Raw genomic sequence first — 23,328 nt, 5'->3', positions numbered from 1 at the left:
GTGGAGAAATTCAATCAATGGCCAACTTATCTGACCGTGTCAATCGTGTAAAACCCTCTCTTACGCTTGTTATTACAGCCAAAACTCAAGAATTAAAACGCGCAGGTAAAGATATTATTAGCCTAGGAGCGGGTGAACCTGACTTTGACACCCCCGAGCACATTAAAGCTGCTGGCATTGCCGCCATTCAAAATGGTCAAACCCGTTATACGGCAGTGGATGGTACGGCCGATTTAAAAGAAGCCATTATTGCAAAATTTAAGCGTGATAACGGTCTAGACTACCAAATGAATCAAATTTTGGTTTCTTCTGGTGGTAAACAAAGTTTTTATAATCTTTGCCAAGCGATATTAAATGATGGTGATGAGGTTATTATTCCAGCACCTTATTGGGTCTCTTATCCAGACATGGCATTGTTGGCGGGTGGCGAGCCGGTTGTAATTGAAGCGGGCATTGAGCAAGGTTTTAAAATCACTGCTGCACAATTAGAAGCCGCCATTACACCTAAAACCAAAATGCTAGTATTAAACAGCCCATCCAACCCAACAGGTGCGGTTTATTCTGCTGATGAATTAAAAGCCATTGGCGATGTGCTGGTAAAACACCCAAATATCATTATTGCCTCTGATGATATGTATGAACACATTATGTTAAGTGATGTGAAGTTTACAAACTTATTAGAAGTTAGCCCAGAACTTTATGACCGCACAATCGTTATGAATGGCGTTTCTAAAGCGTATTCAATGACAGGTTGGCGTATTGGTTATGCCGCAGGTTCAGTAGAATTAATTGCTGGAATGCGCAAAGTGCAATCGCAAAGTACGTCTAACCCGTGCTCTATTTCTCAAGCCGCCGCAGTAGAAGCGTTAAATGGTCCACAAGAATGTATTCAAACCATGTTAGTTGAGTTTAAAAAGCGTCATTTATATGTGGTTGATCGCATTAACACTTTACCTGGTTTTGAGTGTATTCATGCAGATGGTGCGTTTTATGCGTTTATGGATATTTCTGAAGCCATGCAAATGAAAGGTTACCAAACAGACACCGACTTTGTAGCGGCACTGCTTGATCAAAAATTAGTCGCCGCTGTACCAGGTTCGGCGTTTGGTGCTGATAAACACATGCGTTTTTCTTTTGCGACCAGTATGGAAAACTTAATTAATGCACTAGATCGTGTTGAAGCGTTTATGAAAAGTTAGACTAAGGTTGAACTCACCATATTTTCATAAATACCCAGGTCAGGCATGCCCTGTGACAGGCTTATATTTTATGAGATTAGGGTAACCTTAGAAATAACGTCTAATAACAACCAGGCCTGTTATTTTTTTAATTTGTCGTTTAAAATAATTTAACAGTACGACCTTAATCACGCCATATTTGGCTAAAGTCTATACTTAAATCACACTCTTTAATTTTAAAGTCAAACTGCTCATTGCTAAAATCGGCTTCTTTAATAAATCGCCCTTCATGTAAACGATACACTTTAGCCATCTTTTCATTTGGGTATGCCAAGATATAAAACTTCACCCCTTCTTGCTGATAAAGTTCAAACTTAGTTAACTCATCACGTTTTGCCGATGTAGGTGACACAATTTCAACAATTAACTCTGGCGTTTTTGTGAGTTTTTCGCCCTCAATATTACACGCAATTAATATATCAGGGCGAACCACAGTATCATCTGAACTTTGCCAGTCAACCTCACTTAATGCCTCACAAGTTGAACAATTTTTTAATCCATTATAAAGTTGAACAGCAATTTCTTGTTCAAGTCTTTGATGTGAAATCGTCGGGGACGGTGCCATAGCGTAAGGCGCTCCATGAATCAACTCCCAATCACCCTCCCAAAGTGCATAGTCTCTAACGGTATAGTGCTCTGAATAGGCTAATGCCATGACAACTTCCTTTTATAATTCATTACTATCATACACTTAAATTGTAATTTTGTTAAAGCGAACAATGCAAGATAAATACTCACTCCTGCACAACTCGCTCTCTTAAAAACACCGGAAAACGTGGCAAGCCTTTTTTGGTTAAACCGATATACTGAAAAGTTATCACACTGCCTATTTTTGGCGGATGCAATCTTTGATAATCGCTTAATCCGCTTCCCACTTTAATGATTTGTTGCTTTTTGGTTTTCATTCCATTCAGCGTACTCAGTTCATTCAACTTTGGAAACAACCTTGTTACCTGCTCTGGAATTAATTCACACTCAATGGCCCCTACCAGGCCTGTAAATTTTCCCTGACCTTTTGTGTAAGACTTAACAACACATTCTGCATCTTGTTTTTGTTTGATCTTTAAAGCCGTAGATAAACGCCCTGTTTGATATGCCATGCTTGGGTTTCTCACCACTAGACCTTCACCGCCTAACGCCAATATTCGCTTGAGCTCTTTCTCTATATCTTGATTAGATTTGATGCTTTTTTGTTCTATGATTTTGATAAACGAATTTGGGGTGTGTTTTAAAAAGGCCTTTAATATCGATAATCTTTCTAACAAACCGCCTTTTTGATTGGGTACTTCAAAAATATTATAAGTAATCTGCTTCCAGCGATTATCTGGCGTTTGTTGACGAACAATCGACACCGTTTCTTGAAACTGCCCTCTTGCTAACCAAAGCTCACCGTCCAGCTCAAACGGCGGAAAGTTTTGAGTAAACCACTTAGGCGAAGCATACACATTACCTTGACGACTAATGAGATGTTTACCATCCCAATAAGCACGCACGCCATCTAACTTTTCGCTCATTAACCAACCTGTAATGTCTTGATTAGGCTGATACGTTTTTAATAGCATTAAATTGGGCTTAAGGCTATCTGCTTTAGCCGTGAGTGAAAATAACAAGAACACCATAAAAAGAAATTGGCAAAATAGCAAAAAGCCTGGCAATTTAACCAGGCTTTTGTATCTTGTATTTTTAAGAAATTTTGAAGAAAAAAACATCAATTTTGTTTCTTTGTTCAGTTAATTTTATGATGATAAATACGATTATTTAAATCGTAAATCAGCAGATATTTTGGCTAGTGTTTTTTCACCAATGCCTTTTACAGCCAATAAATCGTCTGCTTTTTTACATTTCGTTTTTTTACAATGTGTAGAAATAGCCATGGCTTTGGCAGGCCCAATTCCTGATAATGAAGAGGCTATTTCTTCTGCCGAAGCCTTATTAACATTAACGGGTGAAGCTGAAACAATAAAACTAGCTAGAGACAAAAGCATTACGGCAAAGATAGAAGTTAAATTCTTAATCATTTTGATATTCTCCAAAGGTTTAAATAAACACAAAAAATTTACGTTAAAAAACATAAACTTAAAAAAAGAATAACATAATTAAACTAACTACTTAAGTAATTTTATATATACTGGTATAAATTTATTCTTATTTATACAGTAAAAAACACAAAAACAATAATTACCCATACCCAAGCTGGATAATAATGGTTGTAGCGTTTGTCATCCTCGGGCTTGACCTGGGGATCTCCAGCCGCAAAAACAGATTATCGGATCAAGTCCGATAATGACGATTATACGGTCTGTCATCCTCGGGCTTGATCCATGATCTCCAACAGAAAAAACAGATTATCGGATCAAGTCCGACAATGACGATTATACGGTTTGTCATCCTCGGGCTTGACCCGGGGATCTCCAACCGAAAAAACAGATTATCGGATCAAGTCCGATAATGACGATTACAGTTTTAGATTGTTAAATTAAGTCTGATAATGACTACTATCGTTTTAGAGTATGAAATCAAAACTAATAATTACGATTATACGGTTTGTCATCCTCAGGCTTGACCTGGGGATCTCCAACCGAAAAAACAGATTATCGGACTTGATCCGATAATGACGATTACGGCTTTAGATTGTTAAATTAAGCCCGATAATGACTACTATCGTTTTAGAGTATAAATCAAAACTAATAATTACGATTATACGGTTTGTCATCCTCGGGCTTGACCCGGGGATCTCCAACCGAAAAAACAGATTATCGGATCAAGTCCGACAATGACGATTACGGCTTTAGATTGTTAAATTAAGCCCGATAATGACTACTATCGTTTTAGAGTATAAATCAAAACTAATAATTACGATTATACGGTTTGTCATCCTCGGGCTTGACCCGGGGACCTCCAACCGCAAAAACAGGCTATCGGATCAAGTTCGATAATGACGATTACGGCTTTAGATTGTTAAATTAAGCCCTATGTTTGGAAGGGTTATTGCAAATAATCCACAATCTCTGATGAATGCCTAAAGCCTGAAACCAATTGCTCTAACTTTTTAGATACACTTTTATACTCATGATTTTCAAGAAGTTTAGAGATTGAATTCAGCTCCTGTTTTAAAGTCTGATAATCAATATAATCTTCATGTGCCTTCATAATTCTTGGATGATCTGTACCGTCAACATTTTCGCCTATCAATAGCTCTTCAAATAGCTTTTCTCCAGGCCTCAAACCCGTATATTGAATTTCAATATCGCCATGCCCTTCGGAATCTATAATTTCAAGTCCAGAAAGTTTAATCAATTTTTCAGCTAGATCAGCTATTTTGACAGGCTCTCCCATATCTAAAACAAATACATCACCACCAACGCCCATAGAACCCGCTTGAATCACCAATGAAGCGGCTTCAGGAATAGTCATAAAATATCGGGTGATTTCTTTATGTGTCACCGTTACAGGGCCACCGTTAGCTATTTGTTGTTTAAATAGTGGAATAACGGAACCAGAGGAGCCAAGCACATTGCCAAAACGCACCATTACAAAACGAGTATTTGGGTATTCATCTTGTAACGCTTGCAAACTTAACTCTGCCATACGTTTACTTGCGCCCATAAAATTGGTGGGGCGCACCGCTTTATCGGTAGAGACCAAAACAAAGTTTTTAACCTTATTTTCTGCCGCTACTTCTGCAACGGTTAAGGTGCCAAAACTATTGTTGTAAATACCTTCAGCAATATTATGTTCAACCAACGGCACATGTTTATATGCTGCGGCATGATAAATCGTTTCAACTTGATATTGTTTAACCAAATTATCTAACTTAGTTTTGTTTTTAATATCACCTAAAATCGAGATTAACTCTATCTGCTTATTAGATTTAGCATTAAGCCCAATAAGTTCATGTTGAATGGAGTACAAAGCAAATTCACTCAGTTCAAAAATAATTAACTTTTGCGGTTTTTGTCGAATAATTTGCCTGCAAAGCTCTGAACCAATTGAACCACCACCACCTGTTACCATGACTACATTATCGGTAATACATTCACTTAATAAATTATCTTGTGCAGGAACGGCATCTCTACCTAAAAGATCTTCAATGCTCACTTCTCTAACATCAGAAAAAGAGACAGTTCCATCCACAATTTCTTCCATACTTGGGAGTGTAGACACTTTAATAGGAAAAGGCGCCAACCAATTTAGCACGCCCTTACGCTCTTTTGATGGCATACCAGGCGTAGCAAGTAGAATTTCTTTAACTTGAAAACGGTTGATTAATTCTTGTAAATCCGCACGTTCATAAACCTTGATAGCACCAATTTTTTGGTGATGTAGACTTTTATCATCATCAATAAACGCTACGACTTTTTTATGTGCAATTCCAGAAAGAGCCTGCATTAATTGACGACCGGCATCACCCGCACCAAAAATCACAATAGAATCACATAGCTCATTATCACCATTTAATCTAAGCAAAAACCACCGAATAATTAAACGAGACCCCGTTATATACAATATCGCCATTAACCAAGCAATAATTAACGCCGAACGCGGATAAGCTAAATCGAACATTAAAATTGCGGTTGACCAAATTAAAAAACTTAACGATACGGCCGTAAATACAACAAACATAAATCGATGAGTAATGTAACGCACGACTGCTCGGTAAAGACCTAATTTAATAAATACTGGCAGGGCTAAAAATGGCAGAATAAAAATGGCAAATGCAAACTGATGTGGCAGGTCTACTGTGCCTAAACGCAACCATACCGCTATTAAAGAAATGAAAATAAGGCTAACAAAATCCGTTGCAACAGAAATTATTCTTTTTTGCCAACGCGGTAATGGAATTAACCAATCAAAACTAAACATTAGTGTGAAACTCCATCACGCTTAACGACTTTTAAAAAAGTAAGCCAAATAATATAAATATCAAACCAAAACCCCTGCTTAGACATATATTCAACATCTAAAGCGACTTTTTCAGGAATCGGCAATTCATCACGACCATTAACCTGTGCCCAACCCGTTAACCCAGGAATTAATTCATGCACCCCTTGCTGAGTTCTTAATTCTATTAAATCATCTTGATTAAACAACGCTGGGCGTGGCCCCACAAAACTCATATCACCTTTTAAAATACACCAAAGTTGTGGCAACTCATCTAAACTCGATTTACGTAAAAAGTTACCAATTGGAGTCAATACACTTTTAGGATCTTGTAAAAGATGAGTCGCTACGGCAGGAGTATCAATTTTCATACTACGAAACTTAGGCATTTTAAAAATTGTATTATTTATACCAACCCGATCAGACCAATATAAAACAGGCCCTTTTGAAGTCAGTTTAACCAATAATGCCACAATCACAGCGGGAACAATTAACAGGCTAAAGGCAATGAGAGCCAAAAAAATATCAAAAATTCTTTTCATTTAACAGCCATAACTAAGTAATTACACGGTGATTATAAAGGTGTTGGGCAAATTAGGAGATGTACGGTAAGGAACCTAATAGACTTCGTCATGTGTACCCACATCAATAGGAATAATTTCTTGCTCTGTGAGAATAAAATCAATCACAATCCGATAATTCAAGTTGATAGATACACTATGAAAATCATGAAGCTTACCCTGCAATTTATGCAGCCTTAGTGATGGATGAAATGGATCAACCTCAAGAATTTCAATAGTTTTAACATAACGTTCAAGTGCATCTGGATGCTTTTTAATAAACTTTTTCAGCTTCTTAAAATAGGTATCCGTTTGAATGATTTTATAAGGCATCCATCAACTCTTTAACATGGTCGGCAGACGTTTGCTTTTTGTAACGCCCTTCTTGTATATCTTGCATCACCTTAAAGTGTGCAAGCTCGAGTTCGTTTTGTCTAAACTCATTGTAGCGTTCAATATCCAGTACTACATACTTGTTTTTTCCACGCACATTAATAATGAGTTCATCGGCTTTATCAAGCACCTTACCAAATAACGAAACCCCTTTGGTTTTGATTTCATTAGCTGCAATAATCATAATCGTATCCTTTAGAGTACTATTAAAAGAATTTTAACACGATTATGTAAACAAAGCCCAATTATTAATTTCCCGTAAAAATAAATAGTCTCCAGAAAACATAGATTACCCCGACACTACGTTTTCGACTTCCCCCTTCTAGCGTAGAGTAGAGTAAAAAAGGGTCGGTATCTTTGGGTACCGTCCCTAATTCTCAATTCTCAATTCTCATATTATTCGTAATGACTCCAAAGACGTAAAATTTTTACTATGTTTTGCTCTTCAAAAACTTCATATACAATTCGGTGCTGAATATTAATTCGTCTAGAATATGCACCAGCTAAATCCCCAACAAGCTTCTCAAAATGTGGTGGATTTTGAAAAGGGTATTTTTCTATAAGACTTAACAATTGTTGTGCCTTTGGTTTTAAACCTCCTGCACTTAATTTTTTAGCGTCTTTCTGTGCCTGCTTTGTATAGACCAAAACCCACTTTTCTGGTTTATTTACCATTCAGTAGCTACCATTCTAGACTTTGACTACACTCATCAAGAGGTGTTTTCATACCGTCAAGAATCGATTCACGCATGCCTTTAATATTTAAAAGCGATAACGTTTCATTTATGGCACTCCAATCGTCTTCAGAAATTAGCACCGCATTACCTTTTTTACCCGTAATCGTCACTGGTTCATGAGATTCATTAACTTGAGCAATTAACCCATAAAAATTTGAGCGTGCCTCAGTAGAATTTAATGTTGTCATAATTTTAACCTCCAATTCTAACGATAATTATCGTACGTTAATCCGTTCGCTTTTACAAGATATCGTTTTTAAAGCGTAAAATTACATATCGACCACTACGTCACTTCTTTCTTCATAACCCCAACGTCATCCTCGGGCTTGACCCAAAGATCTCCAAAGGCAAAGCAGAGTATCGGATGATCGATATTCTCACAATAACTCACCAAGCCTGGTATGCCATCCGCCATTTTTTTGAAAGCATGTATTTAAAAACTTCGTGACTTAGTGTCTTCGTGGTTATCTTTAAATAAATCTGCGGTTTTCTTTAATTGCTCATCCATTGTAGTGACAGGTTTCCAACCAAGTAAATCACGGGCTTTAGAGCTATCAACTTGCAAAGAACCAAACAGTCTATTAACAACAACCCCTTTCCCTAATAACTTAGCCATAAAAGTCATTAACCAAACAGGAATAGGTAGTAGCATTGCTTTTCTATTAAAGGCTTTAGCGACTTTTTGTAATAGCTGAGTAGTAGAAACATCCTCACCATCCGAAATCAAAAACACCTGATTCGCCGCTTTTGGTGATTTCTCTCTATCTGCACACAAAGAAATAAAATCGACCAAGTTATCTAAAGCAACTAAAGAGCGTTTATTGTGCACAGCACCAAATGGCAAAGGAACACCCTTATTAACCCAATTCATCATAGAAGAAAAATTGGCCTTAACACCTGGTCCATAAACCAATGGAGGACGAATAATCACGACCTCCATGTCTGTCTCTTTTGCAATCTTTAATAAACCCTGCTCAGCCTCATATTTAGATAAGCCATAAGGGTCAGTAGGAATGTATTTATCATCAGGTAAAAAAGAATTACCAGGCCTGGTAAATTCACCATTCACCTTAATCGAACTCAAAAAAACAAAACGTTTAACACCAGATTCAGCCGCCATTCGCGCCAAAACCAACGTCGCATCCCGATTCATTTTACGATATTCCTCTAAAGGATTAGCTGCTTCCTCTTGCATAATATGAGCTCGTGCAGCGGTATGTACTAACACATCAACACCCTTTAAAGCAGATACCAGCTTACTATGTCTGGATTGCTCCAATACCTCATCTACTAGCTCTGTCAGATCACAAATTACCTGGTCAACAACATGAGGTAAATCTAATGAAGGGGAACGAAGTAATGCGCGAATAGAATAATCATATCCAAGTAATGATAAGACTAAAGCTTTCCCAATAAAACCAGTAGCACCTGTTAATAATAATTTCATCAAAATACACCAAGTAGCAACATCACTAATAATGCATATGCATCTCTAGTACGTCTTCTTAACTGCCAAAAATGTTTAATTAAAAAATTTCTGTCTAGAGTAATTTCACTCTTATCTGATTGATTGGTCAAATTGGTAATTTTTTTAACTTCTGAACGGTACCATTTATCTTTGACCATTGTAATTCGTTTCAAGTATGCCTTTAAACCAGAATTAAAACCTACTTGATTAGAGCTATGTTGTCTGTACTTCATCAATGGTAAATTATCAATATGCCACGTCATGTCATTAGAACGACAAAAGGCATAAATCATCCAATCATGTAAGGCCACCTGATTAACTTCTTCCCAATTTTCAATTAAAAATGTCTTAAATTTCTGTAGTGTTTGACAAGAAAAAACATAAGTACATCCAGGACCCGCTGCTTCAAAATAATAGTCAAATCGCTTTTGCGGATAAGATTTCTTAACAAGCTTTGAGCGACCATTTTCCCAAAAAGCAACAACATCACTAGAATAAGCATCTACTTTTTTAAGTCTAATGACTTCACAAGCTCGTAATAATTTACCGTCTAGCCAAATATCATCGTGATCTGATAATGCAATGAAATCATATTTCGAAAAGTCTACATCTCTGATAAGACGAAAAAAATTTTTAGCCGCCCCACCAAAACGCCCACCGTAATTCAGAATATGAATATTTTCATGTTCAGCTTCAAGTTTCTTACAGTATTCATAAGTACCATCATTAGACAAATCAACGCTAATAAATACATCAACCACAACACTTTTCTGGTTTAAAATAGATACTATTTGTTCCTTAAGCCAATTACCCGCATTATATGCAGCGAGTAAAACAGCAACAGAAGGCAATGCATTTAAGTTAGTCATTTACTTCCCAGACGTTCACGCTGATAACTACCATCTTGCACATGTTTACACCAAACCTGATTATCTAAATACCATTGCACGGTTTTTCTAATCCCACTCTCAAAAGTTTCTTTTGGAGACCAGCCCAATTTTTTTTGAATTTTAGAAGCATCAATTGCATAGCGCATGTCGTGGCCTGGGCGATCTTTTACAAAGACCTTTAGGTCTTTGTAATGCTGGATGTTGGATGTTGAATTTTGAATGTGTTTATTTTCTGCTATTGGCGCAAGTTCATCTAAAATGTCACAAATTGTATTTACCACATCTATATTTTGTTTTTCGTTGTGGCCACCTATGTTGTATGTTTGACCTATTTTTCCTGTGGTTGCCACTAAAATTAAAGCACGTGCATGGTCTTCTACATATAGCCAGTCACGGATTTGATTGCCCTTGCCATAGATTGGTAGAGGTTTGCCTTCTAAAGCATTCAATATGACTAACGGAATCAGTTTTTCTGGAAAGTGATAAGGACCGTAGTTATTTGAACAGTTGGTAACAAGCGTTGGTAAACCAAATGTTCTGTTCCATGCTCTTACTAAATGATCACTACCTGCTTTACTGGCTGAATAGGGTGAACTAGGCTCATACGCTGTTTCTTCTGTAAACAGTGGAAGACTGGCTTTTTCTGAATCTGCCAAATAATCTGGATGAGGAAGATCTCCATAAACTTCATCAGTAGAAATATGGTGAAAGCGGAAGTTGGCTTTTTTATCGCTTTCTAATGAATTCCAATAAACTCGTGCTTGATCAAGCAACGTGTAAGTACCCACAATATTAGTTTGAATAAATTCACCTGGGCCATCAATAGAACGATCAACATGGGATTCTGCAGCTAAGTGCATAATGATATCTGGTTGATGTTGTTCAAATACACGTTTTACTTCATCTGCATCGCAAATATCGACTTGTTCAAATTGGTACCTTGGATTTTGATCAATTGTAGATAAGGACTCTAAGTTACCCGCGTAAGTGAGTTTATCTACATTCACAACATGGTGATTTGAATGATTGATGAATTCACGTACTACCGCAGAACCAATAAATCCTGCTCCACCAGTGACAATAATTGTTTTAGCTTCCATTTATGCTTGTTCCTGTAGCTTTTGTAGACAAACCTTTAGTGAGTCTTTCCAATAGGGTATTTCTAAATGATAGGCTTGTTTAATTTTTGCCTTATTCATTAAACTGTAATGTGGTCTTTTTGCCGGTGTTGGATAGTCTTTGGTTTCAATTGGATTAACATTACACTCAATGCGACTTAATTCAAAAATGGCTTTGGCGAAGTCATACCAACTGCAAACGCCTTCGTTTGAAAAATGAAAGACTTCATTTTTAGTGAGTACATCACCCTCTGTCATCGCGAGCGTAGCGTGGCGATCCATCTTAAACCCACTACTGGCTTCATAGATTGCCACGTCACTTGCGCTCCTCGCAATGCCAGTGCGGTCTATTATCTGCAAAATAGCTTCTGCCAAATCCCCTGCATAGGTCGGTGTGCCTACTTGATCAAAGATGATTCCTAGCTGGTCTTTTTCTTTGCCTAGTCGCAACATGGTTTTAACAAAGTTATTACCAAACTCTGAATACACCCAGCTTGTGCGAATAATACAACCTTTAGGGTTAATGGCTTCTATCGCTTGCTCGCCTTTTAGCTTAGTTTCACCATAAACGCTTTGCGGATCTGTTTTATCTGATTCAATGTAAGGTTTGTAGTTTTGACCATTAAACACGTAATCAGTACTGATATGAACGAGCATTGCATCTTGTTGTTTGGCAATTTCAGCCAGTTGTTTTACGGCTAAATGATTGATTTGATTTGCCAGGCCTGGTTCGGATTCGGCTTTATCTACTGCAGTGTAAGCGGCACAATTGATAATGACATCGTATTCATTATTCGCAAAATAGGCTTCGATTGATTCTGTATTAGATAAATCGAGTTCGTCTCTTGCTACAAAATCAAAAGTGAGATACGGGTAGTTGGTAGAGAGTTGTTTTAAACTCTGACCCAGTTGACCATTTTTACCTGTGACTAACACTCGTTTACTTTGATTAGGCATAGTAATCAATACCGTATTCAAAACAACTGCCTAAATTTACCAGGCCTGGTTGTTTTTGGTCTTTATCCGATAGTTTTAGGTCTTCTGCTGGTATTTGCCAATCTATGTTTAATTCAGCGTCATTGAACGCTAACCCTCTATCGCATTCTGGAGAGTAGTAGTTATCAACTTTATAAGCAAATATGGCGGTTTCACTTAATACGACAAAACCATGTGCAAATCCTCTTGGGATAAACAGTTGATGTTTGTTTTCTGCACTTAGTTCAGCGATCACCACTTTACCGAAAGTTGGACTACCTTGGCGGATATCGACCGCTACATCTAATACCTTACCCTCTATCACTCTCACTAATTTGCTTTGTGCATAAGGTGGTAACTGAAAATGCAAGCCTCTTAATACACCTCTAGTAGACTTAGATTCATTATCTTGTATAAAGTTAACTTTATGGCCTACGGCTTTTTCAAACTTGTCTTGACGAAAAGTTTCTACAAAATAACCTCGGTCATCACCAAAAACTTTAGGTTTTATCAATAAAACGTCTGGAATGACTTGTTTAATAAACTTCATTACGCACGACCTTCTTGTGCACGTTTTAGTAGGTATTGGCCATATTGGTTCTTTTTGAGCGGTTGTGCTAGTTCGATGAGTTGTTCTTTGGTGATATACCCCATCTCAAAAGCAATTTCTTCTATACAGGCGACTTTTAGACCTTGGCGTTTTTCAATGGTTTCAATAAAAGATGAGGCTTCTAAAAGACTTTCATGGGTTCCTGTATCTAACCAAGCATAACCTCGCCCCATGGTTTCTAGTTTTAGGCGACCTTCCTCAAGGTACATTTGGTTTACAGTGGTGATTTCTAACTCACCACGATGCGAAGGTTTAACGGCTTTGGCTTTTTGAATCACATCATTGGGGTAGAAGTAAAGACCTGTTACCGCGTAGTTAGATTTTGGTTTTTCTGGTTTTTCTTCTAGAGAGATGACATTTCCGTTTTGGTCAAATTCAGCCACACCATAACGTTCTGGATCATTTACGTGATAGCCAAAAACGGTGGCTTTGTTTTCTTGTTTGGCATTTTTTACCGCATTGGCAAGTGTAGAGGTGAGGTCATGACCGTAATAGATATTATCGCCTAAAACTAAACAGGCATCTTCATCACCTAGAAACTCATCACCTAAAATAAAGGCTTGGGCTAGACCATCTGGTGACGGTTGTACAATGTATTCAAAAGACATACCGATTTCTGAACCATCGCCTAATAGGCGTTGAAAAGAGGTTTGGTCTTCTGGCGTGGTAATAATTAATACTTCAGAAATTCCAGCCAACATTAAAACAGACAAAGGATAATAGACCATTGGCTTGTCATAAATTGGGACTAGCTGTTTAGAAACCCCTTTAGTAATTGGGTATAAACGTGTGCCTGATCCGCCTGCTAAAATAATGCCTTTCATAAGAGTGAACCTAAATAAATTAAGATCTTATATAATATCGACATTCTTCATTGATAATCGATATCCATATAGCTGGATCATTTGTTACAAAACCTGGAGGTATGGATTCAATGCCACTAAAAGCATCCTTAGTTCCAAGAACTGGCAAACCTCTAACTAAACAATCTATAACTTTAACTTTTACCCCCTGACCAGTAAACATAGGAGCTACAGCTAAATCATAGTTTGTAGGAAGAATATCTAAATCATCAACAAATCCAATATAATTTATCAAAGGATGCACTATCTTTTTTTTACTATGCCCGACAATATCAAGTGAAACAAAAATTCCATTAATTATATTATTGACAAACCAACTTATCGCCTCGTAGTTTTCTTCACGATCTAAAGAACCAATAAAAACTAACCGCTTGATTTTAGGCAATACAATATCTAAGTTAGCTACCGCTCCAAAGATGGGTTCAAAGCTATTTACCACTTTAGGGGCTGGTAAATTGTAATATTCTGTTACTACACGGTAATCTCTATTGCTTAAAACATAAACTTTTGATGCTCTTCTTAGTAAATATCCCTCACTCCACAGTACCCATTTTTTAAGCTTAAAAGATCTATGAAACTGCAAGTCATGACAAATTAAAACTGCGTTTTTATTATAAAAGGCTAACCCAAAAGACTGGCTAAAATTAGCATAGGTTTTTTTTCCAAAAAAATAAAAAGAGCTATATCTTGTAAAGATTGGGTGAATAAAAGGAAGCGTAATAAAACCTAATATTTGAAATAGAAGCTTCATTAGATACGACTCTTTACGAACAATAAACTTATAATCCCTCCCTAAATAATTCAAAAATTTTCTTGTAACAAATCCACCACCACATTTTGATTCTACTGGCACAGCCGTTACAAAATATTCTTTATTTAATTTCACTGTAAACCCTTTTATTTTTGAAGGTACTTGTTTAGGGCTTTTGCAAAGCGAGCTTCACCTCCAACAAATGGAGTGTTAACCGTTTTTATTACTAGATTAAGCATGTTGTTTAAGCTCCGCTTTAAGTGGAAACGTTAAAGTTTTCTTGAACATGACTCTTTACTTAAATAAATTAGAGGTGTGCTTTATATTTCTATACTTAATAAGTAACCTTTTACTTATTAGCAACTTTACTAAATGTCTAAAACTTTCTACTACATAAAGTTTACAAGACAGATAAAAATTGTAAAAGTTATTAAGCTTGCCAATTCTAACTGTATAGTGCTCAATAGCTCTTTGTAAAATGGAATTATAGACTTCTGAAACGCCGCCTAACTGCATTTTCACGAACATAAAATTAGAAAAGTAGAAATCTACTCCAAAATGATTCAATCTGTAAATCAAATCATAATCACCACAAATTTTATATGAATCATCAAACCTACCCCAAACCTTGTAAACTAATAGAGGTATAAAAGTAGATGGATGGTTACAAGGCATAGTATAGTCAATAAGTTTATTAAACGATTCATTATTAGACTCTAAAATAAACTCATGTGCTTCATCATATTTTATAACACCGCCAGTTAAAATAGCGGTTGGTTTATTCGATAGAAAAAAATCACCTACTTTAATTAAAGCATTATCTACGAAATAATCTCCGCAGTTAAGAAGTGATAAGACTCGTCCAGTAGCCAATAAAATACCTCTATTCATTGCATCGTAAATACCTTTATCTTTTTCACTTACCCAATAATCAATGGCATGTTCGTATTTACGGATAATATCTAAAGTACCATCAGTAGAGCCACCGTCGATAATTATGTATTCGACATTGTCATAAGTCTGATTGATGACACTAAGAATGGTTTTTTCTAAAAATTGTTCACCGTTGTAGACAACCGTAACAACGGTGACAAGTGTTTTATCTTCTTGTTTTTTTTTGAAGTGGCCTTGAGTACGCAAACCACCCTCGCCTTGTCGACCTTCGCCTTCTGGTAAAAAAAGCACGGTTTCAAATTTGTCTTCTGGCTTATATGCTGCTTTTATTTCTGCTATGACTAACTCTGCGTCCATCTTTTGCACGCGGCGGGTAGTGCTGTAATTTTTATTAAGTTCTATCATAGGGCCAATCATTTTTATCTTTATTTAAATACCCAATTCAATTAAGAATAACAAGTATGTTTTTCCAGGATTTACCAGGCCTGGTAATTTTAATTCAAAACTTCTTTATAAAGCTGAATGTACTTTTGTACAACCACCCTGCAATCAAAGTCACGCAAGTATTTGTCACGAGCGTTTTTGACGACTTGCACGCGATGTTGTGTTGCAATATCAAATAATACCATTAGCGAGGCCTTGAGTATCGAAAGGTTGTACAAGGTAGCCGGTTTATTGGTGATCGACTATTCTAAGTAAACCCGTTTCACCAAAGGCAACCACAGCGAACCGCACGCCATCGATTCAGAAGCAGTTTGTACCAAATGCTTCCTGCAAACTAGGGAGCACCATCACATCCACTGCACTGTAAAGCACATTATCATGCAAATACCCAAAATAATGGATTTTGCTTAAAACCTTTTATGCGAAATCAACTATTTAAACCATATAAAGGCAAAACCCTCGAAACAGGTGAAATTGAAGTCGCACAAAATAAATTAACCCCTCTTTTTTTTAAACAAGCTTTTAACTCAGGAACAACCTCCTTCATCCCTGCATTACCGCTTGCAGTTGGATGCACAGAGTTTTTTTTAGTTATACCGTAGAAACCGCCTTCGGGTTTCTTATCCGGTATATAAGTTGAGTCAACTTGAAAACCATCCACTTCGTAAAAATACCGCCCACCAAAATCCAAACCGTGAACTACAATTTTTTCAAAACCTGCTTTATATGCCAAAATGATTGAAGTCACCACGCTCGATGTCAGTTGCGGCAAATAATCGGTTCGATCAGAAAGCATTGCTTCAATAACGGAGTCAAGATACTTTTTGTCTAACATTGGATAAATTCTATCTTTGATTGGCGTGGCAATGCCTAACCAATTATTGTTCACAAATTCCATATCGTTTTTATCTTCCCATAAGTTTTTAAAGAAGATTAAGTTTGTATGTTTTGATACATAGTCTTCAACAATAGACAAATGTTGATGTGAAATATTTTTTACCGTGTCGCCACCAAACTCTACAAAATAAACATCAAACGGTATGCCTATAAGCCCTGCATAATTGAAGCCTATTACAAAGTCCTTATCAGAAATAACCGTGACAGATTCATGTAAAGACCAACCAGAGCCGATGATATGACAAACCTTCGATCCTTTGTTTACTTTTGCAGATGTAACTTTGGATACTAATTCTGACTGAGCAAGTATTTTGCCTGATTTAAGCTTTGATGTTTTTTTACCGAAGTACAACTTACTTCTAAAAAGCTGAAACTTTATATAACTCATATAAAAATTTTTATTTAAAAGTAGTAGTTTTTTAATAAATTCTTTCATGCTAAATCACACTTTTGAGATTCAATAAACTATGGATCTCTTTACTTTGGCACCAGGCCTGGTTGTCTTTGACTTCGGTCCATTGGGTAAGAAAGATGAAGTCTAGAGCTGCGGCTTGGGCAGCTTGGTAATCGTATTTGCTGTCGCCAAGGAATAAAGCATGCCTGGTGATATTGCTGCTTTTGATTTCACGTGCAAGTATGATGTCTTTGGTGTCTGGGCTACCGTAGATACCGCCATCAAAATAATGGTCTAGACCACGGGCTTTAAATACCTCACGCAATTCTTCTTGATCGCCGCCGGAAACAATTAGCCAATTGGCGTGTTTTGTTTGCTCACGCAGTTCATCTAAACCATCGGCTACTTCACAGGTCATTAACGCTTTTTTTACCTCATCTGCAAAGCTATCCAATAGTTGATTTAACTCCGTTTGATCAACTGGTTTTTTAAGAATCTCGGTCAGCAGGAATTCAAATTTTACAAACCGTGAAATTCCACCATTTTGCACGTGAAAATCTTTTAAGGCCTGCGCAGGTTCGTGACCGTAAACCTTGGCGACATCATAAAACGCTTGGGTTTTGATTTTATTGGAATTCAGCACCACGCCATCGCAATCGAAAACGATGGTTTGGTATTCGGTTATTGGTTTATTCATGCCATAACGCCTTTAATGCGATTTCTACTTTCGCCACATCTTCTGGCACATCCACAGCTAAACTGCCTGGCCGAGTTGGTATCATTCTGATCGGTTGATTCCATTCTAGGTAGCGAATGATTTCGATATCCTCTGATTGCTCTAATGTACTTTTTTTGCCGCATGCACCAAAGTCTAATAGTTCTTTTCGGTTAAAGGCGTAAATACACACTTGCTTGTAATAATGTTGTGGTGCGTTTTTTTGATCTTTAAAACCGGGTAATGCTTGTCTTGACATATAAACAAGTCGTTTGTCTTCGGTAAAAATCACTTTAGGAATATTCACACTGTTCGGGTCTTCATTTTCTCCAATAATGGCATAACCGTTAATAACTTCATTGGGGTAAGCTTTTTTGGCTTCAATAACCTTAAGAATATCATCTGGATTAACCAACGGCTCATCACCTTGGACATTGATATAAATATCCGCGTCGACTTGTTGCGCGACTTCCGCGAGGCGGTCAGTTCCGGTTAAACAGTGTTCTGACGTCATCACAACTTGGTAACCCATGTCTAATACCTCGGTTTGGATTTTTATGTCATCGGTGGCGATATAGACATTTTCTTGGCCTACTGTACGAGCACTTAGCTCCGCCACCCATTGAATCATAGGCTTACTAAGTAATTTCACCAACGGTTTGCCTGGAAAACGACTGGATTTATAACGTGCGGGAATAACGATAATGGTTTTCATGTTAAAAGTCCGTAAATCGATTGGGTTTTAAGTTCATAACGTGTCGGGGTAATCGAGTTAATCTCGATGGCCTTAGTTTGCGCTTGATAGGTTTTGATCAAGGTTTCCATTTCTTTATAGCGTGGATCGTCAGCACAGTAACCATCAAAACCGGCAAAGTAAATTTTATTGGCTTGCCCTGTCGTCGCAATTGCTAAAGCATAGGCCACAACCAATGAGGTTGGAAGTTGCGCATAACATTCGTGGAATTCAAAGCCTGCGTTATTTACCGCGATACCAAAATCCAATAGGGTTTTGGTTTTGAGTTCTTGCTGTACATCTTTGGGCAACATGTTCGCTGGCGTAATCAGTGGTTGAGGCAATTTAAGATGTTCGTGGCAATCGGCGAGTAAACGCACAGGGTGACAAGCGGCACGGGCATCGATTAAATCTTCACGCAGATTTTTTTGGGTATTGAGTGCGATCACATAAGGCTGTTGCTGTTCAATAAAAGCTTCAATTGCATTGCGGTATTTAGCCACACCAGGGCCAGTTCCGACAATCAACACATCTCGCCCCTGCATCACAGATTTAGGTGACCAAGTGCCACGAGGTTCGCCTGAGTAGAAATGACGTGCGGCTTCGAGGGTATCAAGACTGAATTTTTTACCACCTTCGATTTTTAAATGGTCAATCACCGCAAGAATGTCTTCATCGCTGTAGCGCGAGTCTTGCAGCATTTCTTGGATATAGCTCGGGTGAATGCCATATTGCCCCGCCATGTAGTAATAGGGATTGGTTCCCCAGCCATAGTGATTTTGCATCGACTTAAAGTGTTTGCGAATCAGTTCAAATACTTTGGTGGGGTTACCTTTCGATTGGCGATAAGGTTCGAGCGCCATCGCTAGGTATTCGGTTTGGGCATTGCCTGGCCCGCGTCCCATGCCTGTGACAGTCGAATCTATACAAGTTGCTCCATCTTGAATGGCTTGTAAGCTATTGGCTATTGCTTGCCCCATATTATCGTGGGTGTGAATACCCAGTGCACCCTGCCAACCTGCTCTAAAGGCTTGAATTATCTTAGATACATCATTTGGTGACAAACTACCCATTGAATCAGCGAAATATAAGGCATCAATCGGGTATTCGCTGGCTTTTTGCGCGAGCTGAGTGATTTCTTCAGCCGAACGATCTGCGACTTGCATGAGGTTAAAGCCGACTAAATAGCCCTGTTCTTTTAGCCAAGTGGCGGCGGGTAAGCAGACTTCAAACTCCTGAACATGGCAAGCGATACGCACTAAAGTGACAGGCGATTGGGATTTTGGGGCAAAGAGTTTTTCTAATGTGTAAACCAGGCCTAGTTGTTGGTTGGTTAATTCAGAACCATTGATCATTACGCCGATTTTGGTGCTGAGTTCCGATGGAACCGGCAAACTGTTGATAAACGAATCAGTGCTAAAGGCATAGCCGCCTTTAAAACCGTCATTTTTTAAACTGCGGAAACCGATTTCGACAAAATCGACTTGCAACGCCGCCATAGCTTGCAAATAATCCGCCACCAAGTCGGGGGCAAAATCCCAATCGTTGTAATAACCGCCATCGCGGAGAGTGCAGTCAAGATGAAAAGTATTTTTCATTAAAAGACCTTCATTATTAGTGCCCTATTGACAACTTTTGCAAGCTGATTTAGATCTTTATCGAAGTAATTCATAAAATAATTTGCAACAATCAATGAAACCAAGGTAGCTATGGCTGCCCCTTCAATCCCGTAAATAGGGAGTAAAATATAGTTCAGAACAACATTTAGTGACATTGCAACAATCATTCTAACTGCAAGCTTCTTTGCTTTATTTTCAACAGTTAAATATCGTGCTGAAACAGACCCTAGTGCAGAGAAAGCTCCAGCCCAAATAATCAAAATTAAAACCATAGCAGATTCCTTATAATTTGGACCAAATGTTACGTCAATGATAATTTGACTCGTGAACGAAACGAATATCGCTACGGTTATTGAAAGCCAAAAAACAAAAGCAAATAGTCTGGAAAGATCTCTTTCATAAACCATTCGATCAAGAGATTTTCTTTTTACAATAGCTGGCAATAATGACATGCTAATGGTAAAAGGTATTATTAACCAAGCTTCATAAATTCTAACAGAAGCCGCATATAAACCTACCTCCCTACTACCTAATAATTCGTTAATCATAATCTGGTCAACTTTCATATACACCATTGTTGCGAGTAACGTAAATATCATTGGCCAAGAATCTTTGAGTAGTTGTTTGGCGCTGCTGAGGTCAAAGTATTTGTAGAACGCCGGATTTTTGCAGAGCTTGTAGGCGATAAAATAGCTGACCGCGAGGCTGAATGCGTCAAACGCAGTTACCAGCACAAACCAAATTAAGTCCGCCCCAGTAAGCACGAGATAAATTTTAATAACAGATGAGAGTACTAACTGGATGACTTTACATATGGAAACGATTTTTGCAAGCACTTGCGATTGAAAATAAAACTCCACAACCTCAAAGCTTTGAAAGACTAAGCCTGCGGCAATGATGAAGATAAATGTATTGGTCGTAGTATCATTTGAGGTAAACGGCACTATTGCCGCCATTAAGGCCATGACAATAAATGCACCAATAACTTTAAGCCAAAAGGCTGTGCCAAGATAGACGTCTCGTTTTTCTGGATGGTTAACCAGTTCACGCACCATAATGCCGTCTAAACCCAGTTTGGCGATACCACCAAAAATTGCGGTGAAAGCTAATACATAGCTAAACAAGCCAAATTGCTCTGGCCCTAAATAACGTGCCACCCAAATCCCAACAAACAAGCCTGCAAGTATGCGCAGAAATTGTTCAGCCATCATCCAGCTTGTATTTTTAAAATAACGAATAAAACCATTGTGATTTTTAAGAGATTGGAGTTTAGTTAACATGTGTTACTTACGATACTCATCTTGATGAGCTAAAAACCATTCATAAGTCGCAGTTAAACCTGCTTCTAAACTGGTGTTTGCTTTCCAGCCTAAACGCTCTAATCGAGATACATCCATCAATTTGCGTGGTGCACCATCGGGTTTGGTGGTATCCCACTCAATTTTGCCAGGATAACCAACCACTTTTGCTACCGTTTCGGTTAACTCTTTAATGGTGCAATCAATACCTGTTCCCACGTTAATGTGTGACAGCATAGGCTGAGTTTCTTTTTGATAGGTTTCATTATCTAAATTCATCACAAAGATAGACGCTTGTGCCATATCATTTACATGTAAAAACTCACGCATTGGTTTACCTGAACCCCAAGCCATGACCACAGGATCGTCATTTAATTTCGCTTCATGAAAACGTCTTAACAATGCAGGTATTACATGCGAATTCTCTGGGTGGAAGTTGTCATTTTCACCATACAAGTTGGTTGGCATTACCGAACGATAATCACGTCCATATTGGCGGTTATAACTTTCACATAGTTTTATTCCAGCAATCTTAGCAATGGCGTAAGGTTCATTGGTGCATTCCAATTCACCCGTTAATAACGCCTCTTCTTTCATTGGTTGTGGGGCTAGCTTTGGGTAAATACAGGAAGAACCTAAAAACAGCAGCTGTTGCACATTATTTAGATGTGCAGCATGCACAATATTGGCTTCCATCATTAGGTTTTCATAAATGAATTCCGCAGGGTATTCATTATTAGCGTGAATACCACCCACTTTAGCCGCCGCTAAATAGACTTGGTCAATGTCATTTTTAGCAAAAAAATGATTTACCGCTTGTTGATTGGTTAAATCCAATTCAGAACGGGTAGCGGTAATAATAGTGTTGTTTGCATCTTGTTCTAATTGACGAACAATAGCTGAACCTACCATACCTCTATGGCCTGCTACAAAAATGTTTTTCATTATTCAGCCCTCATTATTCTGGAAGTTTTTCAGTAAAGCTTATTGATGTTTTATCTAATCTAGAAAATGCAAACCATTTTTTCCCGAGATCTTTAATACTCGCACCTATATGATAAATGACATCATCTATTATTAAAAACCGATCATGAGATTCTTGAAAAAGGATGATTTTGATAGGTGGATATTGTTGGTTGTGTTTTTCTAAGTCAAGCAATAGTGATTTATTAGCGTTTTTTGTGTAAATTTTAGCGGGAATATTAGGCATTCTCTTAGAAAGAATGACCAGAACACTTTCATCTATATAGTTATCGATTAATACAATAGATTTTGTAGCTGATTTAATTAAATCGACTACAAAAACATAGGCATCAAATATCTGTCCATTAAAGAATACGCCCTGTTTTGTGTTACCTATTGGACTGGAATCCAAAGCATTAAATATCTGATTAAATTTTTTATCAGTTTCTAAAATGTGTTTTCTTTGTATACTTTCTAAGTAGTCAATTTGCTCAAAAAGGCTTGCATTGTTATTAATGAATCTTTTCATTTTTACAAAGCTTTTAATGATTTCAATACTTACTTGAATCGCGGTTTCACTCTTTAATGCAGCACTTAGCATTGAGACACCTTGTTCTGTAAAGACGTTAGGAAGCTTTCTCAAACCAAGTAGCTCTTTATTGGAAGTCGCATTTTGCGACTTCCAATCTTCTAATTCCTTTTTTGTAAGTTGAAACATAAATTCTTCAGGAAACCGTTGGACATTTCTTTTAACTTGCTCATTTAAACGCTTCGTTTCCACACCATACAAATCAGCCAAATCCCTATCTAACATTACTTGAACGCCGCGAATGGTATAAATCTTATTTTGAATAACGTTTTTATCAACGAGCATTAAAGATGTCAAA

The 23,328-nt window shown here is 37.6% G+C and carries 26 protein-coding genes; 1 reads left to right on the top strand and 25 read right to left on the bottom strand.

Annotated features, from left to right (window positions below; genetic code table 11):
* Positions 1-17 precede the first annotated feature (17 nt).
* On the top strand, positions 18-1,199 hold the full coding sequence (locus ACYQ0E_RS03070) for a pyridoxal phosphate-dependent aminotransferase (RefSeq protein WP_460186784.1): 1,182 nt from the start codon (positions 18-20) through the stop codon (positions 1,197-1,199).
* A gap of 163 nt (positions 1,200-1,362) precedes the next feature.
* Here ACYQ0E_RS03070 and ACYQ0E_RS03065 read toward each other — a convergent pair whose 3' ends face one another.
* From ACYQ0E_RS03065 to ACYQ0E_RS02945, 25 genes are all read right to left on the bottom strand, one after another.
* Complete coding sequence (locus ACYQ0E_RS03065) at positions 1,363-1,893, bottom strand: Uma2 family endonuclease (RefSeq protein WP_460186783.1); 531 nt, start codon at positions 1,891-1,893, stop codon at positions 1,363-1,365.
* A gap of 79 nt (positions 1,894-1,972) precedes the next feature.
* A complete protein-coding gene (locus ACYQ0E_RS03060) occupies positions 1,973-2,857 on the bottom strand; it encodes a DNA ligase (RefSeq protein ID WP_460188689.1) in 885 nt (294 codons plus the stop codon).
* 135 nt (positions 2,858-2,992) lie between these two features.
* A complete protein-coding gene (locus ACYQ0E_RS03055) occupies positions 2,993-3,256 on the bottom strand; it encodes a ComEA family DNA-binding protein (RefSeq protein ID WP_460186782.1) in 264 nt (87 codons plus the stop codon).
* 967 nt (positions 3,257-4,223) lie between these two features.
* A complete protein-coding gene (locus ACYQ0E_RS03050) occupies positions 4,224-6,101 on the bottom strand; it encodes a polysaccharide biosynthesis protein (protein ID WP_460186781.1) in 1,878 nt (625 codons plus the stop codon).
* Positions 6,101-6,661, bottom strand: a complete 561-nt coding sequence (locus ACYQ0E_RS03045; RefSeq protein WP_321324705.1) for a sugar transferase — start codon at positions 6,659-6,661, stop codon at positions 6,101-6,103. The genes ACYQ0E_RS03050 and ACYQ0E_RS03045 overlap by 1 nt, the downstream gene beginning before the upstream one ends.
* A 75-nt stretch (positions 6,662-6,736) precedes the next feature.
* On the bottom strand, positions 6,737-7,012 hold the full coding sequence (locus ACYQ0E_RS03040) for a type II toxin-antitoxin system RelE/ParE family toxin (protein ID WP_460186780.1): 276 nt from the start codon (positions 7,010-7,012) through the stop codon (positions 6,737-6,739).
* On the bottom strand, positions 7,002-7,256 hold the full coding sequence (locus ACYQ0E_RS03035) for a prevent-host-death protein (protein WP_460186779.1): 255 nt from the start codon (positions 7,254-7,256) through the stop codon (positions 7,002-7,004). Before ACYQ0E_RS03035 ends, ACYQ0E_RS03040 begins: the two co-directional genes overlap by 11 nt.
* 212 nt (positions 7,257-7,468) lie before the next feature.
* Positions 7,469-7,747, bottom strand: a complete 279-nt coding sequence (locus tag ACYQ0E_RS03030) for a Txe/YoeB family addiction module toxin (protein WP_460186778.1) — start codon at positions 7,745-7,747, stop codon at positions 7,469-7,471.
* 7 nt (positions 7,748-7,754) lie between these two features.
* The gene (locus ACYQ0E_RS03025; protein WP_460186777.1) at positions 7,755-7,997 is read right to left on the bottom strand and encodes a type II toxin-antitoxin system Phd/YefM family antitoxin; all 243 of its coding nucleotides are present in this window, start codon (positions 7,995-7,997) and stop codon (positions 7,755-7,757) included.
* Positions 7,998-8,242: 245 nt separating this feature from the next.
* Positions 8,243-9,256 (bottom strand): UDP-glucose 4-epimerase family protein, encoded by a 1,014-nt coding sequence (locus ACYQ0E_RS03020; RefSeq protein ID WP_460186776.1) that lies wholly within the window; start codon positions 9,254-9,256, stop codon positions 8,243-8,245.
* Positions 9,256-10,146 (bottom strand): glycosyltransferase, encoded by an 891-nt coding sequence (locus ACYQ0E_RS03015; protein ID WP_460186775.1) that lies wholly within the window; start codon positions 10,144-10,146, stop codon positions 9,256-9,258. Before ACYQ0E_RS03015 ends, ACYQ0E_RS03020 begins: the two co-directional genes overlap by 1 nt.
* Positions 10,143-11,267 carry a dTDP-glucose 4,6-dehydratase gene (gene rfbB, locus ACYQ0E_RS03010; protein ID WP_460186774.1) on the bottom strand — a complete coding sequence of 375 codons (1,125 nt, stop codon included), beginning with the start codon at positions 11,265-11,267 and terminating at the stop codon, positions 10,143-10,145. Before rfbB ends, ACYQ0E_RS03015 begins: the two co-directional genes overlap by 4 nt.
* Positions 11,268-12,263 (bottom strand): dTDP-4-dehydrorhamnose reductase, encoded by a 996-nt coding sequence (rfbD, locus tag ACYQ0E_RS03005; protein WP_460186773.1) that lies wholly within the window; start codon positions 12,261-12,263, stop codon positions 11,268-11,270.
* On the bottom strand, positions 12,235-12,810 hold the full coding sequence (gene rfbC, locus ACYQ0E_RS03000) for a dTDP-4-dehydrorhamnose 3,5-epimerase (RefSeq protein ID WP_460186772.1): 576 nt from the start codon (positions 12,808-12,810) through the stop codon (positions 12,235-12,237). The genes rfbD and rfbC overlap by 29 nt, the downstream gene beginning before the upstream one ends.
* The gene (rfbA, locus tag ACYQ0E_RS02995) at positions 12,810-13,694 is read right to left on the bottom strand and encodes a glucose-1-phosphate thymidylyltransferase RfbA (protein WP_460186771.1); all 885 of its coding nucleotides are present in this window, start codon (positions 13,692-13,694) and stop codon (positions 12,810-12,812) included. Before rfbA ends, rfbC begins: the two co-directional genes overlap by 1 nt.
* A 19-nt stretch (positions 13,695-13,713) precedes the next feature.
* Positions 13,714-14,619, bottom strand: a complete 906-nt coding sequence (locus ACYQ0E_RS02990; protein WP_460186770.1) for a glycosyltransferase — start codon at positions 14,617-14,619, stop codon at positions 13,714-13,716.
* A 159-nt stretch (positions 14,620-14,778) separates the two neighbouring features.
* Positions 14,779-15,795, bottom strand: a complete 1,017-nt coding sequence (locus tag ACYQ0E_RS02985) for a glycosyltransferase family 2 protein (protein ID WP_460186769.1) — start codon at positions 15,793-15,795, stop codon at positions 14,779-14,781.
* Positions 15,796-15,872: 77 nt separating this feature from the next.
* On the bottom strand, positions 15,873-16,007 hold the full coding sequence (locus ACYQ0E_RS02980) for a hypothetical protein (protein WP_460186768.1): 135 nt from the start codon (positions 16,005-16,007) through the stop codon (positions 15,873-15,875).
* 242 nt (positions 16,008-16,249) lie between these two features.
* Positions 16,250-17,155, bottom strand: a complete 906-nt coding sequence (locus tag ACYQ0E_RS02975; protein ID WP_460186767.1) for a hypothetical protein — start codon at positions 17,153-17,155, stop codon at positions 16,250-16,252.
* Position 17,156: 1 nt separating this feature from the next.
* A complete protein-coding gene (locus tag ACYQ0E_RS02970) occupies positions 17,157-17,810 on the bottom strand; it encodes an HAD family hydrolase (RefSeq protein ID WP_460186766.1) in 654 nt (217 codons plus the stop codon).
* Positions 17,803-18,543, bottom strand: a complete 741-nt coding sequence (locus ACYQ0E_RS02965; protein WP_460186765.1) for a 3-deoxy-manno-octulosonate cytidylyltransferase — start codon at positions 18,541-18,543, stop codon at positions 17,803-17,805. The genes ACYQ0E_RS02970 and ACYQ0E_RS02965 overlap by 8 nt, the downstream gene beginning before the upstream one ends.
* A complete protein-coding gene (locus ACYQ0E_RS02960) occupies positions 18,540-20,159 on the bottom strand; it encodes an aldolase catalytic domain-containing protein (RefSeq protein WP_460186764.1) in 1,620 nt (539 codons plus the stop codon). The genes ACYQ0E_RS02965 and ACYQ0E_RS02960 overlap by 4 nt, the downstream gene beginning before the upstream one ends.
* Positions 20,159-21,460 (bottom strand): flippase, encoded by a 1,302-nt coding sequence (locus tag ACYQ0E_RS02955; RefSeq protein ID WP_460186763.1) that lies wholly within the window; start codon positions 21,458-21,460, stop codon positions 20,159-20,161. Before ACYQ0E_RS02955 ends, ACYQ0E_RS02960 begins: the two co-directional genes overlap by 1 nt.
* 3 nt (positions 21,461-21,463) lie before the next feature.
* On the bottom strand, positions 21,464-22,423 hold the full coding sequence (gene fcl, locus ACYQ0E_RS02950) for a GDP-L-fucose synthase (RefSeq protein ID WP_460186762.1): 960 nt from the start codon (positions 22,421-22,423) through the stop codon (positions 21,464-21,466).
* A gap of 13 nt (positions 22,424-22,436) precedes the next feature.
* Positions 22,437-23,327, bottom strand: a complete 891-nt coding sequence (locus tag ACYQ0E_RS02945) for an ORF6N domain-containing protein (RefSeq protein ID WP_460186761.1) — start codon at positions 23,325-23,327, stop codon at positions 22,437-22,439.
* Position 23,328: the final 1 nt, after the last annotated feature.

The organism is Thiomicrorhabdus hydrogeniphila, from assembly GCF_054656895.1.
This window is presented reverse-complemented; position numbering and strand designations above follow the sequence as displayed.

Bases quoted from the DNA above. Each gene is read 5' to 3' on its own strand.
- ACYQ0E_RS03070 (WP_460186784.1), top strand. From the start codon at position 18: ATGGCCAACTTATCTGACCGTGTCAATCGTGTAAAACCCTCTCTTACG.
- ACYQ0E_RS03065 (WP_460186783.1), bottom strand. From the start codon at position 1,893: ATGGCATTAGCCTATTCAGAGCACTATACCGTTAGAGACTATGCACTT.
- ACYQ0E_RS03060 (WP_460188689.1), bottom strand. From the start codon at position 2,857: ATGGTGTTCTTGTTATTTTCACTCACGGCTAAAGCAGATAGCCTTAAG.
- ACYQ0E_RS03055 (WP_460186782.1), bottom strand. From the start codon at position 3,256: ATGATTAAGAATTTAACTTCTATCTTTGCCGTAATGCTTTTGTCTCTA.
- ACYQ0E_RS03050 (WP_460186781.1), bottom strand. From the start codon at position 6,101: ATGTTTAGTTTTGATTGGTTAATTCCATTACCGCGTTGGCAAAAAAGA.
- ACYQ0E_RS03045 (WP_321324705.1), bottom strand. From the start codon at position 6,661: ATGAAAAGAATTTTTGATATTTTTTTGGCTCTCATTGCCTTTAGCCTG.
- ACYQ0E_RS03040 (WP_460186780.1), bottom strand. From the start codon at position 7,012: ATGCCTTATAAAATCATTCAAACGGATACCTATTTTAAGAAGCTGAAA.
- ACYQ0E_RS03035 (WP_460186779.1), bottom strand. From the start codon at position 7,256: ATGATTATTGCAGCTAATGAAATCAAAACCAAAGGGGTTTCGTTATTT.
- ACYQ0E_RS03030 (WP_460186778.1), bottom strand. From the start codon at position 7,747: ATGGTAAATAAACCAGAAAAGTGGGTTTTGGTCTATACAAAGCAGGCA.
- ACYQ0E_RS03025 (WP_460186777.1), bottom strand. From the start codon at position 7,997: ATGACAACATTAAATTCTACTGAGGCACGCTCAAATTTTTATGGGTTA.
- ACYQ0E_RS03020 (WP_460186776.1), bottom strand. From the start codon at position 9,256: ATGAAATTATTATTAACAGGTGCTACTGGTTTTATTGGGAAAGCTTTA.
- ACYQ0E_RS03015 (WP_460186775.1), bottom strand. From the start codon at position 10,146: ATGACTAACTTAAATGCATTGCCTTCTGTTGCTGTTTTACTCGCTGCA.
- rfbB (WP_460186774.1), bottom strand. From the start codon at position 11,267: ATGGAAGCTAAAACAATTATTGTCACTGGTGGAGCAGGATTTATTGGT.
- rfbC (WP_460186772.1), bottom strand. From the start codon at position 12,810: ATGAAGTTTATTAAACAAGTCATTCCAGACGTTTTATTGATAAAACCT.
- rfbA (WP_460186771.1), bottom strand. From the start codon at position 13,694: ATGAAAGGCATTATTTTAGCAGGCGGATCAGGCACACGTTTATACCCA.
- ACYQ0E_RS02985 (WP_460186769.1), bottom strand. From the start codon at position 15,795: ATGATTGGCCCTATGATAGAACTTAATAAAAATTACAGCACTACCCGC.
- ACYQ0E_RS02980 (WP_460186768.1), bottom strand. From the start codon at position 16,007: ATGGTATTATTTGATATTGCAACACAACATCGCGTGCAAGTCGTCAAA.
- ACYQ0E_RS02975 (WP_460186767.1), bottom strand. From the start codon at position 17,155: ATGAAAGAATTTATTAAAAAACTACTACTTTTAAATAAAAATTTTTAT.
- ACYQ0E_RS02970 (WP_460186766.1), bottom strand. From the start codon at position 17,810: ATGAATAAACCAATAACCGAATACCAAACCATCGTTTTCGATTGCGAT.
- ACYQ0E_RS02965 (WP_460186765.1), bottom strand. From the start codon at position 18,543: ATGAAAACCATTATCGTTATTCCCGCACGTTATAAATCCAGTCGTTTT.
- ACYQ0E_RS02960 (WP_460186764.1), bottom strand. From the start codon at position 20,159: ATGAAAAATACTTTTCATCTTGACTGCACTCTCCGCGATGGCGGTTAT.
- ACYQ0E_RS02955 (WP_460186763.1), bottom strand. From the start codon at position 21,460: ATGTTAACTAAACTCCAATCTCTTAAAAATCACAATGGTTTTATTCGT.
- fcl (WP_460186762.1), bottom strand. From the start codon at position 22,423: ATGAAAAACATTTTTGTAGCAGGCCATAGAGGTATGGTAGGTTCAGCT.